At 40.9% G+C, this 12,347-nt stretch carries 13 protein-coding genes; all 13 read left to right on the top strand.

The features are described 5' to 3' along the window. Nucleotides 1-208 precede the first annotated feature (208 nt). The gene (locus tag BUA97_RS16835) at nucleotides 209-1,006 is read left to right on the top strand and encodes a hypothetical protein (RefSeq protein WP_245795974.1); all 798 of its coding nucleotides are present in this window, start codon (nucleotides 209-211) and stop codon (nucleotides 1,004-1,006) included. Nucleotides 1,007-1,008: 2 nt separating this feature from the next. Then, complete coding sequence (locus tag BUA97_RS16830; RefSeq protein WP_073000647.1) at nucleotides 1,009-2,259, top strand: hypothetical protein; 1,251 nt, start codon at nucleotides 1,009-1,011, stop codon at nucleotides 2,257-2,259. Nucleotides 2,260-2,261: 2 nt separating this feature from the next. Next, nucleotides 2,262-2,876, top strand: a complete 615-nt coding sequence (gene traK, locus BUA97_RS16825; protein ID WP_073000644.1) for a conjugative transposon protein TraK — start codon at nucleotides 2,262-2,264, stop codon at nucleotides 2,874-2,876. A gap of 1 nt (nucleotide 2,877) precedes the next feature. Beyond that, nucleotides 2,878-3,231, top strand: a complete 354-nt coding sequence (locus BUA97_RS16820; RefSeq protein WP_084081386.1) for a hypothetical protein — start codon at nucleotides 2,878-2,880, stop codon at nucleotides 3,229-3,231. Nucleotides 3,232-3,266: 35 nt separating this feature from the next. Continuing rightward, on the top strand, nucleotides 3,267-4,469 hold the full coding sequence (gene traM, locus BUA97_RS16815) for a conjugative transposon protein TraM (protein ID WP_073000641.1): 1,203 nt from the start codon (nucleotides 3,267-3,269) through the stop codon (nucleotides 4,467-4,469). Nucleotides 4,470-4,473: 4 nt separating this feature from the next. After that, nucleotides 4,474-5,343, top strand: coding sequence for a conjugative transposon protein TraN (gene traN / locus BUA97_RS16810; RefSeq protein WP_073000656.1), 870 nt, complete (start codon nucleotides 4,474-4,476; stop codon nucleotides 5,341-5,343). Further along, nucleotides 5,340-5,684: a hypothetical protein gene (locus tag BUA97_RS16805; protein WP_073000638.1), complete on the top strand. Its 345-nt coding sequence runs from the start codon at nucleotides 5,340-5,342 to the stop codon at nucleotides 5,682-5,684. The genes traN and BUA97_RS16805 overlap by 4 nt, the downstream gene beginning before the upstream one ends. Next, nucleotides 5,660-7,654 carry a type IV secretion system DNA-binding domain-containing protein gene (locus tag BUA97_RS16800; RefSeq protein WP_073000636.1) on the top strand — a complete coding sequence of 665 codons (1,995 nt, stop codon included), beginning with the start codon at nucleotides 5,660-5,662 and terminating at the stop codon, nucleotides 7,652-7,654. Before BUA97_RS16805 ends, BUA97_RS16800 begins: the two co-directional genes overlap by 25 nt. Continuing rightward, complete coding sequence (locus BUA97_RS16795) at nucleotides 7,651-8,490, top strand: M23 family metallopeptidase (protein ID WP_073000633.1); 840 nt, start codon at nucleotides 7,651-7,653, stop codon at nucleotides 8,488-8,490. The genes BUA97_RS16800 and BUA97_RS16795 overlap by 4 nt, the downstream gene beginning before the upstream one ends. Nucleotides 8,491-8,507: 17 nt before the next feature. Continuing rightward, nucleotides 8,508-9,197 (top strand): hypothetical protein, encoded by a 690-nt coding sequence (locus BUA97_RS16790; RefSeq protein WP_073000630.1) that lies wholly within the window; start codon nucleotides 8,508-8,510, stop codon nucleotides 9,195-9,197. Between the two features lie 51 nt (nucleotides 9,198-9,248). Further along, nucleotides 9,249-9,998 (top strand): hypothetical protein, encoded by a 750-nt coding sequence (locus BUA97_RS16785; RefSeq protein WP_245795970.1) that lies wholly within the window; start codon nucleotides 9,249-9,251, stop codon nucleotides 9,996-9,998. 70 nt (nucleotides 9,999-10,068) lie between these two features. Next, a complete protein-coding gene (locus BUA97_RS16780; protein WP_073000653.1) occupies nucleotides 10,069-10,749 on the top strand; it encodes a hypothetical protein in 681 nt (226 codons plus the stop codon). Beyond that, the coding region (locus tag BUA97_RS16945; RefSeq protein WP_175546231.1) for an HsdM family class I SAM-dependent methyltransferase at nucleotides 10,742-12,347 on the top strand (1,606 nt) is incomplete at its 3' end. The genes BUA97_RS16780 and BUA97_RS16945, both read left to right, overlap by 8 nt.

The raw sequence follows: 12,347 nt of genomic DNA, 5'->3' as shown, positions 1-12,347 counted from the left end.
TTACTCGCGTCAGGATTATCCATGGGAATATCCTCTATATCATTCTGAGACTTGAAAACGCCAAAAAGATCCCATACCTGTATCAGGTTCCGGTTCTGAGGAATTACATCAATGTCGACAGTACCATCGTCGGAGATATCATGACTAAATACAAATACATCTTCAATTAAAAATTATGCAAATATTGTTACGAAAAGGAAATTTTATAGTGTTACTATTTATTGCTTTTGGATTATTTGGACAAGTGAGTGTCAAGAGGCTGAACGATCCTTCGATTGTGTCGCAGCACAAACGGATGACCTTTGAAAGCTGGGGCGACTGGCGGCCTTACCCTAAATATTTCCTGGGTATCCAGACCAATTTTGCCTATGCGACGGTATGGGGGATATGGGCTCCCAAGATCAACAGGGACTATAAGGACGGTGACGATATCCGCCCGCTAAAACCTACGGGAGAACAAAATTTACGGTTCGCACAACTAAAATTTCAGGAAGAGGAAGCTAAGAAGATCAAGGCTGCATCCAATACGATCTACAAAAGAAGTGTTCGGGATCTGGCACACTGGACTTCGGCCACAGTCGATGCAGACCCGCTATGGCTGCTCTATTACAAAAGAATGCTCAAACCGATCACCGAATTTCCGGACACGCCGCAGAACTTTATCGAATGGCGACTGAATGACGAACCCACTTACGAAGCACTCAAAACTACCGGCACCTTAAAAAGATTACAGGAAGAACTGGACCTGATCAAGGAAAAATATTCGATGTCGCGGTCAATGGATATGCCGAGGGGAAAACGCTTCATTATGTATCACGAAACCCTTATCCGGTGGCGGAAATTTGTGCAGGAGCTCAGAAAGCACAATAATCGGACAACCCTGCTTCTGGATTATAAAAACATCCTGAATAGCCATTTGCCAACTGCATTGCCAACACAATGGACACCGGCTTCCGACAGGGGAATTGTTCAAAATGTAATACGGCACTATAAACACAGATATTAGAAATGAATAAGAAAAGAACCCTAACGTTTTGCCTTTTGGCAATAGTACTGCCCATAATGGGCTTTGCGCAGACCGATGGCGATTACAGCAACCTGCTTCAGTTCCTGAAGGGTGACGGCGCTTTTGAAAAGTGGTTTATGGAGGTGTTTACCAAACTGGACACCAGCATTCAGGACAGCGCTCAAGGTTCCGCATTGGTCGGAAGAGCCATCGGAGGGCTCGGTGCATTGATGTATCTCGGTTATATGGGCTGGCAGATGGCTGCCGGAGACCGGGAATGGGAAATTACCCCGATGCTTAAACCGATCCTAATTGGGTTTACCTTAGTCTATTGGACAGGATTTGTCAATCTGATACAGGCACCGTTCGAGGCCATCGCCGAACCCGGCATTGCTATTTTCAGCGATATCGAATCCGAGGTCAATGACCTGAGGGTTCAGCGGTTTAAAAAACAACAGCAATTGTTGGATGCGGTTATTAAGCTCAATGCCGAAGAAGATGCTAAACAAGAGGTTATTAATAATACTTCAAAAGATGCAGACGATTCGTGGTTTGATATCAGTGACGGAATTGATAAGCTGCTGCAGCCTATCAAGGAATGGCAGATCAGGATGCAGTTCCAGATGCAGAAACTGGTCGCCGAGGTGATCGAGTTTGCCTGCCTTTCCATTCTCAGGATTTGTGTCTACCTGATATTCTTTATTCAGAAGATCTGGGCATACATTCTTATCATTTTAGGTCCCATTGCAGTCGGAATGACCCTCGTTCCGGGATTTGAAAACTCGCTTTACAGCTGGGTATCCAAATTCATCAATATTAACCTTTACACGTTTGTCGCCTATACGATCATCAATATTGGCCAGCAGCTTATTGCTTCCGGCTACACGATGGAAATCGAGCGTTACGACACTTTACTGACCAACGGCACAGTGACCAACCTGGATGCCTTAATGGTCTATGTCAGTAATTCCGGAATGGTCTACAATCAGCTCTTCACCTGTGTCGCTTATATCGTGACGGGTATCGGGGTGTTGATGACTCCTACCATTGCTGATACGATTGTGACCGCAGGTGGAGCCGGTGCCATGACGAAAATGAAACAAGCCGCCGGAAAAGTGGCAAGCAGTGCCAAAACAGCGGTATTGACTGTGAAAACAGGCGGAGCTGCGGCAGCGGCATCGGCTGCGAAATCAGCCGCAGCAGGTACTGCTTCAGGAAGAGTTCAGGAAGCAATGAATAACAAAAAGAAATAAAGATGCTTATCAAAAATATAGAACAGCGAATCAAGATCAATAAGATCGTTTCATTATCAGCTATTGGCTTTGCCATATTCATTGTCATTGCCGGGTTTTTCTTTTCCTATCGGATGATCCAGGATTCCCGCAAATCTATTTATGTTCTGGATAATGGGGTTCCGGTATTGGCTAAGCAAACGGATGTCCTATTGAACCGGCCGGTTGAATACAAAGCCCAGATCGAATTGTTCCACCGCCTTTTTTTCACATTGGCTCCCGATGATGCCTACATTAAGGAGAACATTCAGAAGTCTCTGTATCTCATTGATGACAGCGGGAAAAAGGAATATACCAATCTCCGGGAAAAGGGATTTTACAACCAGATCGTAGCTTCAAGCTCAATGGTCAGCATCCACGCCGATTCGATTACCCTGAATATGGAGCAGAACAAATTTAAATTCTTCGGAAAGCAGATGATCACCCGAAAATCTTCAGTCATTACCAGGAAGCTTGTCACTGAAGGATTTTTTGAGGATATTATCCGAAGCCCCAACAATCCTCACGGGGTGTTGCTTAAGAACTGGCGCATCATTGATAACGAGGAACTCTCTAATCAAACCAAAAATTCGTATTAAGATGAATGCTTTTATAAAACAAACCGGCCAAAAATGGCTGGACCGTGTGGCTAAAAATCCAAAAAAGTTCTTTGTGTATTCGATGATCATTCTTTCGGTCTCATTCATAGGCTCGCTGATACAGGGGATCTTCTTTCCTTCCCAAAAGACCTTTACCATTAAACCTCCGGTTCTCTATTCCAATAAAGGGATCAGTCAGAATACGGCTTCTCTTAAGGATAAGGAAATGGAAAAGATCGTCCGAGAGCTGAAATTGCTGAAAGAAAAAAGAGACCGGAATGCTTTACAAAAAGAAGACAGCCTAAGGATAGAGTTTCTGTTTAATAAGTACCAGCAATTGAAAGATGGGCATTAGAACCTAAGACCACTTATCTAAAAATCAAAAACGCAATGAAGAAAATTAATTTAAAACAAAAAAAATATGTGCTGCCGCTTTTAGCGCTGCCTTTCCTGCTTCTTTTCGGCTATGTCGGTGCGGAGTTAACCAAAGATGATAAACCTAAAGACAAACCCAAAGAACTTTCCCTTTCATTGGGAGAAACGAAGGATTCTATTATGAATAAAAATGATGCCTACGATGCATTTTTCAAAAAAGATGACAACCGGACGATGTTGGGAGGATTGGATAAGGAACAGGATAGCTTACTAAGCTATGATGATCAGTTGTCATTAGCACAAAAGAGAAAGATTGATTCCCTGAAAGCGGTATCCTCAAAACAGAATCAACACCAGGCTAAAGGAAATCCTTCATCCTACTATGATTCAAAGAAAGGCAATGAGGATAAGGATTATGAAAGGTCGGCAGAAATCATCCGGATGCTCAATGATAAATCGTATGGTAAAGCGGAGGCAAGCTACACAATAGCAAATCCTAAGGCGACACAAAGTGTCCAACCAGATCCCGTCAGATACCTGAAAGAGCAGATGCTCGTTATGGATTCCCTGGAAAAGGCCAGAGACCCGGAATACCAAAGCAAACTGGCGGCAGAACAACGGCTCAAAGCCAATAAGGAAAAGATGGACGAGTTTCTTAACTCCACCTTTAATGTCAGCAAATCAGGAATCAACAATGTGTTCAATGCCTTCTATAAAGAACAGGAAAACAGCTTTATCAAAGCGGTCATTGATGAAAACAACAAAGGCTTTCTCGGCAGCCGGATAAGATTCAGACTATTGGAAGACATTTTTGTGGGCAACCGTAAAATCAGAAAAGGTTCCATCCTCTATGGTCAAATCTCCGGATTCTCAATGCAAAGGGTTGATCTCAAGATCGTATCGGTGTTTACCCAGGGAGAGCTCTTTCCTGTTAACCTGTCGATCTATGATGTGGACGGTATGAAAGGCCTATATGTACCGCAAAGCGTTTTCCGCGATATGATTCGGGAAATGGGTAGCAATTCAGTTCAGGGAACACAAATGGATATGGGAGGACAGGGATTTTTTACCAGCATCGGTTCCAAATTGTTCACTTCCACTTCAAAATCCATCGCTAACCTGATAAAAACCAATAAAGCGAAACTGAAATACAACTCCTATGTATTCCTAATCGACGAAAAACAGCTTAAAGAATCACAAAACCAGCAAAACAAGTAAAATGATGAAAACCTTACTATACAGCCTTCTGCTGTTCACCGTACCATTTTGCAACGCGCAAACCGCCACCCCTGAGCAGATCATTTCTGATCTGCCGGAGCTTGAGATCACCGAAGGGATTAACCTCCATATGATCTCACCGGAACCCATCCAATATGTCGATCTGTCCACTGACAAACTGACCGGGGATCTCCCCGCCAGCAATATCGCAAGGATTAAAATTACCGATACTGGTATTTCTGATAAGGACAAGAAAAAACAACCCATCCCTTTTTTCAGTGGAGATACAGTTGGGATTATCACGGTTGTCGGTCAATCATTCATCGCACAATATAAAGCGGTCTATAAAAGTCAGAATAATCTCAATACCATTACCAACATCCATATTCAGCCCGAAGCGATGCAGCCCATCGAGTTTGATAAAATAACCTTCTCAAACCGTGAACTCAGGAAGTTTGCCCTAGAAATTATTCAGAAACAACCCGATAAAAAGCCGGTCAGAACAGAAAACAACCTAAATCTCACTATGCAGCTTAACAATGTATATGTGATGGGTGATTACATCTTTCTGGATATGACATTTAAAAATACTTCAAACCTAGGCTATGATCTGGAAGCGCTCAAGTTTTCCATCGAGGATAAAAAGATCCATAAGGCAACCAACAATCAAAGCATTGAGATGACACCGGTGTTTCAGCTAAATCCTCAAAAGCATTTCAGGAAGAACCTCAGGAATATTTATGTATTCAAAAAATTTACCTATCCGAACTCCAAGGTGATGATGATCCGGATGATTGAGGAACAGCTATCCGGAAGGACAATCGAAATGAAAGTAAACTATTCAGACATTCTTAAAGCCGATACATTCTTATGAATTTAGAAATTTTAACAAAATACATAAATGTTTTTTATGCAACCGGGTTGGGGCTTTTGCTCATCGCGTTTATATCAGAATATTTTAGCAGGAAAAATCAAATTAGGGTGAATAGATTTAAAGAGCAGTTTTTAAATCTTGAAAAGCAGATCAGTTCTTTAAATCTAAAAATTTCCCAAACAAACGAAATAAATGAGATCTTAAAAAAACACATTAGTGTCAACAGACGCAATATTCAAAATATGGAAATAAAGAATACTAGATTAAAAAATAGGGTTGACTACTTTAAAGATCAAATAAATAACTTAAAACGGCAATGCAAGAACAGCAACATCAGATAAAGATATACGGATTCTTGCAAAAGGCGGTTTATGCGGTTGTTGCATTGGATTGTGCTTCTCTTTTTTACCTGAATGCTGAAGTTCCGGTAATCTCCAATCTATTGAAGAACTTCTCAAAGATGAGCTTTATTTATCCACCCATTAATGCCAAGTTTGCCACGCTCGTTTTGATCGGGTTGGTTGCTATTGGAACCAAGGCTAAGAAAAAGAAAGATCTCAATGTAGCAAAGGAAATCGTTATACCAATGGTATTGGGACTGGCCATGATGTTTTGCGCTTTATTTTGGCAGAACGAAGCGAGAAATACCAAGCTTCCTACGTTATTTCCCGGGATGAACCAATACCAGGTTGTCTACGCAGTTCTCTCTTTTCTGGGGGCTGTAATTCTTCAGATGGGTGCAGACAGTATCTCTAAGCTGATGCAGCAGAAAATGGGGAAAGACCGATGGAACGTTGAAGAAGAATCCTTTGACCAGAATAAAGAGCTGGTCAATACCGATACCAGTATTAATATTCCATACCTGTTCCGGTACCATGGTAAGATCAATAAAGGCTGGATCAACATTAATCCGTTTCGCGGAACAACGGTGATCGGAACACCGGGAAGCGGAAAGTCTTTCGGGGTGATCAATCCGGCCATCCGCCAGATGATCGCCAAAGGCTTCTGTCTTTGTATTTATGATTTTAAGTTTCCGGATCTGGCGCAGGTCGCCTATTATCACTTTTTACTTAAAAAGAGCAAAGAATCTAAGTACAATTATCAGTTTCACGTCATCAACCTGAATGAGGTTGAAAGATCAAAACGAGTTAATCCGTTTCATAAAAAGTATATCCAAACTCTGGCGGAAGCACAGGAAATGGCAGAATCGATGGTGTCCTCACTGCAAAAAGGCGGTAGCAGCTCCGGCGGAGGATCGGATGCTTTCTTTACCCAATCTGCAATCAACTTTCTGTCCTCCTGCATTTACTTCTTTGCCACCCTGGAAAACGGGAAATATTCAGACCTGCCGCATATTCTTTCCTTTATGAACCGAAGCTATCAAGAAATCTTTGATACGCTGTTTACCAATGAAGAAATAGGCTCACTGCTTTCTCCCTTCAAAACAGCATATGATAACAGGGCCTTTGACCAATTGGAAGGACAGATCGGAACATTGAAGATATTTCTTTCAAGGTTAGCGACTAAAGAGAGCTTTTGGGTATTTTCCGCCGATGAAGTGGAACTGAAGATTACCGACAGGAAAAATCCATCCATCCTGATCTTGGCTTCAGACCCTGGAACACAGGATATTAATTCTGCACTATATTCGTCGGTGTTAAATCGAACATTACGACTGATCAATTCCAAGCACAACCTGCCGGGAGGTATCATCGCCGATGAGTTTCCGACTATTTATATCCATAAGATCGACAACGTAGTAGCTACGGCAAGAAGCAACAAGGTTGCCGTATTACTAGGACTTCAGGAAATTCCGCAGCTTCGACAATTTTACAAAAAGGAAGTGGCGGACACCATCTCTGCCATTGCCGGAAATATACTTTCCGGTTCCGCAAGGGATAAGAATACACTGGACTGGCTGGAAAAACTGTTCGGGAAGATCAAGCAGAAATCCTATTCTCAATCGATATCACAGCAGGGAACAACGACCAGCATCAATGAGAAAATGGATAACATGATACCGGCCGGAAAAATCGCAGCACTTAAAACCGGCGAAATGGTTGGGATGATCGCGCAAGGGGAAGAAAATGATACCGACGAATACAAGACATCAGCGATTCACGGAAAGATCGACCTGGATATGAAAGCCATAAAAGCAGAAGAGCAAAACTATGCTCCGATGCCCGTCTATTATTCATTTATAGACAAAAGGGGAATAAACCGCAAAGAAGAAGTACTGATGAGCAATTTCCGGAAGATCAACAAGGAGGTGGAGCTCATCGTCAATGAATTTATTAAATCAGCCTCATGAAATCGCTTACAAAATACTGCTTTATCACCTTGTTTTTTTCTTTTCATTGCTTTGTGTACGGGCAATTCAATACACTTATACCCATCCAGCCTAAGAAAACAGAGAATCTTCCAATTGTGGAGAAGACGGATGGAACTAAGGATTTGAAGCAGAAAAGCGACAAAAAATTCTGGAAGGCTATTTTTAACACAACCTCCAAAGTAGACCTGAAAAAAGAACTGGATTCTTTGAAAACAATGATCAAAGAGACTTCCGAAAAAAACGACAAAAAATTGAGAATGCAAAAAATCCGGGACTCGCTGATTTTACAGCTGCAAAGCCAGGTAATTATTAATGAACAGAAACGAACTACTTCTATAACGAGGAATGAATATGAAAATGAAACCGGAGAATTTAAGTTCTCTAAGATTGCAATGCCAGTAAGCCGGCCTATTTCGCTAACATCTCCATACGGAATGAGACAGCACCCCATAGTTGGAACTGCCAGAATACATAATGGTATTGATCTTAAAGCTCATTATGAGAATGTGTGTGCAGTAATGGACGGAATGGTTATCGCAACGGGATGGGATCCAAACGGTGGCGGAAATTATATTAAAGTAAAGCATTACAACCGGTTTGAAACTTCGTACCTGCATCTTTCAGAAATCTATTACAGAACAGGAGATCCGGTGAAAGCGGGATTTATCATTGCCAAAAGCGGCAATTCCGGAAACTCTACCGGTGCGCACCTGCATTTTGCAGTCAGGGAGAACGGTAAGTATATCAATCCTATACGTTTTCTCAATGACCTTATCGAAGCGGATCATTGGCTTGTTGCATCTTATCAAAATTAACATAAAAACATCATGATATGGAAAGTCACAATTTACCCACCGAAGACCTGAAAACCTATGGCATCATCAATGAAGACCTTACCTTTTCCACGAAATTAAGTCCTGACGACGTACAGAAGTTTCTCCTAGGCTATAAGATCGTTGCCGATAATGACAGGAACCGGGCTACTTTTCAGCTGACCGACAACAATACCCAGCTGAAGGTCATCTTTCTGGAACGGGACAAAAGCCTTGCGGAGATTCTGGAACAAAGCAAAGAAAAAGTCCAGTATACAGACATCATAGACCTGTCAAAATCTACGGACCAATGGAATATCGAAAAGAAAGCCTTCATTTTCGATAAGGAAATCGGAAAAACAGTGGAATTCGATTTTATCAAAAATGCCACTGAGCTTACTGCTATTATAGCCGACCAAAAGGACTGGCAGGAGCTGAGCCGTTATAAAGGCGAACTGCAAAACCTGAAAAATTACCTCTATGACAAACTCGACCAATACCCGGAGATCGCCAAAGAAATCGCAAATGATTTGAACATTGTTTCCAGAGAAATTGATTCTGTGAATAGCATATCTAATAAACAAATTGCTAAAAGTGATGATTCAAAAATTCAGCTCAATGTCAATGACACAAATCGGTATAAATATACCAACCGGATGCGAGAAAATGAGGAGCAACAACGAGAGGAAAAACGAAAAGTAAGAAGATAGTAGGAAGATTATTAGCTTAAAATATTATTTAACAATTAAAATTAAAACATTATGGAAGAAAAAAAAGATTTCGATCAGGTACTGTACCTGAAAAACCAGATGAAATATCTGGGTTTCGGCGAAGATGAACAACTGCACTTAGATTTAGAAAAAGCGATTAGTTCGAACGATCAACAGTTTGAAATTAAAACAAGTTCCGATAAAGTCTTGCACGGGAAACAAGCTGATTTCACTCTGAAATTTAACAAAACAGAAAGAGGCGGTATTTTTCTTAATTCTTATCACGCCAAATTAACAGTAGAAAATGAGGAGCGATCCCACAACTTTTGGGTTAATAGAGATAATAATTTTACTGCTAAAGAAGCGATTAATCTTCTAGAGGGGCGAAGTGTAAAAATTGAGTTTCTCAATCCGAAGAATCAGAAAGATGCGACAGCATTTGTTCAGTTCGATTTCATTCAGCCCAAAACTGAAAAAGGTAACTACTACTTTCAGAACTTTTATGAAAATTACGGCGTGGATACAGCTAAGATCATTGAAAAAGCGGATTTGGTATTTGATAGGCAGGAATGGAAAGACAATGCGATAAAATCTCTGGAGAAAGGAAATATCGTCAAAGTAAAATTCAAAAAGGATGATTCGGTCATCGAAGGCAAAGCAGTTCTTGACCCTCAGAACAGGAATCTTAAACTCTATGACAACGATATGAACCGGATGAATACCAACAAACCTCTGGAAGGCCTAGATCAGGATCATAAGCACGAAAAAAATAACGTGAAAGAGCAAAGTATCAAACGATAAAGAAATACCTGACCATTATTTCGAAGGCGGAGGGTCTGATGATCTGCCGCCTTTTTTAAAACACAACATGATGAAAATAAAAGTAATACTATTATTATTTGCAGTAATGTTAATTCTGAATTCCTGCCACAAAGAAATTAAATCCGAGAAAGGAGGAATTGATATTATTTCAAATGTCTATTTCAATGCTTCCAAGGGACTGGACCAGATGCAAAGTTTCCATATTTCTAGAATGAGCTATTCTCAGGATCAATTGATAGAGATCGTTCCCGACCGAAACTTTCCAGAAATTAATAAGCAGCTTTATCTTATTAAAGATTCGCTTTGCTACCCATTGGACTTCGAAAGAAAAAGCGTCCTGTTTTCTGAGGTTGTCTTAAAACAAAAGCCATTGCTGGTATGGCAGAAAAAAGAAGGTGCTGTATTTTCAAAAGAATGGATTCCGAATTACAGGAACAGAAGAAAATTATCTGACACCGTTTTGTTTGGAAAGCAATACAAACGCTTCGAGATCAATTCGCCGTGGAACTACACTCGGTTCTATATTTACCCCACAGATACCATCCTTCCTTATTCATTATATAAGTACGTCGAACAGGATTATCACGGCCGGCTGGAACGCATCGATTCTTACAATAAGAAGAATGACATTTTTGTCACGCTTCAATTGATTCCAAGGAAAAGATGGGACCAGGCAGCCCAAGAATTATTGGAGTTTAATCGATTTATGACACGCACTAAAAATGAGTGAACCTTTAATAATTACTGATGATATTTCCATCATTGAAGGAAACAAAAATGAATTGGTCCTTTTTGCAAAAAACAGTGATACAATGTCATTTCAAAAACTGATAGAGCTTAACGGGCAATCCAATAGCAGAACCCTCGTTACGCTCAATGCGGTTACGAATACCAATAAATTCCTCAACAGATTCCAATATTTCGAAGGCAAGATCTTTTTGTGTCTTGAAGGAAACAGGACAGGCGATTCGGTAACGCTCAAGATCCTGATGGATTTTAAGGAAAAGAATATCAAAGACATCCGGAAAATGTATGAGATATCGGGCAGTGGAAATACGGATTTGAGTCAATATCTTGAGAACAAATTAAATGACCTTCATAAAAACAGTAATTTAGTCATATCAAAAGAATCAGAAAATGCAGCCATTACTATTAGACACAACGGAATATCCGACACTCAGCACCTGGGATCCGAATTTTCTGGACGAGACTCTGAAAAAACTTTGCAGGAAAGCCAATCCGAGCAAGACGGAAATAACGATAGAGGACAAAATGTGGGCGGCTCAAATGCTGGAAATGGACCTTCAGGCGCAGACCGGAGCGATCTCACAGTCGGTGAATCAGGAAGAAGATCCGCTGACGGAATACAATCGCAGCATGCTGAAGAAAAACCTTACTTGGGTAGAATCATATTCGGACGAATTGCACCCATCACAGGAAGATCCGACGGACGAGTTCCCAAGATAAACGCATATTCTGCAGATGTAGTAGAATTAGAACATCTCATCTCGAAATATAAAGATCAGAAGCTGAACAACGCGCAAGTTGCAGAAGTCCTTTCCGCAGCTTGTTTTATTTCTGATGACAAAGAGGTTATGGTGAAGGATGGTATTGTTATCACCGATGAATTAAAAGACATTTGCAATCAGTTTAAAAGCGGCGGTGTTGCAAAAGAGGGGCGAGGCATTCTTGACGAGTATTACACAAATGGGAAGATCGTAGAGGCTGTCCGGAACCTGATCAAAGACCACTTTAAAAACAGGAAGGAACTACGCGTTTTGGAACCAAGCGTAGGGACGGGCAACTTCTTGTATGCAGCAAAAGGACTCTCTTCTTATATTAACATTTCTGCCTTTGAGATCAATGAGACCACTGCGAAAATCGCTAAAATACTGCATCCTGAAGCCAACATAAATCTTCGTTCTTTTGAAACCGAATTTATTGATGAGAAGGGAAATAAGAAGGATTTTTCTCAGCAATACGATTTGGTTATCGGTAATCCTCCTTATGGAGAACATCGCGGTCTCTATAAAGGGTTGGGTGAGGAACCCAAACTTTCCAAATACGAAGATTACTTTGTTAAACGCAGCCTGGATGTACTGAAAGATGATGGAGTCCTGGCGATGATCCTTCCTTCAGGCTGGCTCAATCGCAAGAAAGATCTTGAAGATGCTGAACTGCTTAAAGCCTTCCGGTTACCAAAAGGGGCTTTTGCTGGAACACAAGTTGGAACGGATATCATTATTCTTAAAAAATCCTCTCAAAAAAGTAATCGGGATATCTCCTCTTATTTTGAAAAAAATACAGAAAACATTTTGGGTGAGATCC

The sequence above is a fragment of the Epilithonimonas mollis genome (assembly GCF_900142325.1).
GTDB classification, from domain to species: Bacteria; Bacteroidota; Bacteroidia; order Flavobacteriales; family Weeksellaceae; genus Epilithonimonas; species Epilithonimonas mollis.
Note: the sequence above shows the minus strand (reverse complement) of the source record. Positions and strands in the feature narration are given on the sequence as shown.

Excerpts from the sequence above, each read along its gene's own strand:
- BUA97_RS16830 (WP_073000647.1), top strand. The coding sequence starts at position 1,009 with ATGAATAAGAAAAGAACCCTAACGTTTTGCCTTTTGGCAATAGTACTG.
- traK (WP_073000644.1), top strand. The coding sequence starts at position 2,262 with ATGCTTATCAAAAATATAGAACAGCGAATCAAGATCAATAAGATCGTT.
- BUA97_RS16820 (WP_084081386.1), top strand. The coding sequence starts at position 2,878 with ATGAATGCTTTTATAAAACAAACCGGCCAAAAATGGCTGGACCGTGTG.
- traM (WP_073000641.1), top strand. The coding sequence starts at position 3,267 with ATGAAGAAAATTAATTTAAAACAAAAAAAATATGTGCTGCCGCTTTTA.
- traN (WP_073000656.1), top strand. The coding sequence starts at position 4,474 with ATGAAAACCTTACTATACAGCCTTCTGCTGTTCACCGTACCATTTTGC.
- BUA97_RS16805 (WP_073000638.1), top strand. The coding sequence starts at position 5,340 with ATGAATTTAGAAATTTTAACAAAATACATAAATGTTTTTTATGCAACC.
- BUA97_RS16800 (WP_073000636.1), top strand. The coding sequence starts at position 5,660 with ATGCAAGAACAGCAACATCAGATAAAGATATACGGATTCTTGCAAAAG.
- BUA97_RS16795 (WP_073000633.1), top strand. The coding sequence starts at position 7,651 with ATGAAATCGCTTACAAAATACTGCTTTATCACCTTGTTTTTTTCTTTT.
- BUA97_RS16790 (WP_073000630.1), top strand. The coding sequence starts at position 8,508 with ATGGAAAGTCACAATTTACCCACCGAAGACCTGAAAACCTATGGCATC.
- BUA97_RS16785 (WP_245795970.1), top strand. The coding sequence starts at position 9,249 with ATGGAAGAAAAAAAAGATTTCGATCAGGTACTGTACCTGAAAAACCAG.
- BUA97_RS16780 (WP_073000653.1), top strand. The coding sequence starts at position 10,069 with ATGAAAATAAAAGTAATACTATTATTATTTGCAGTAATGTTAATTCTG.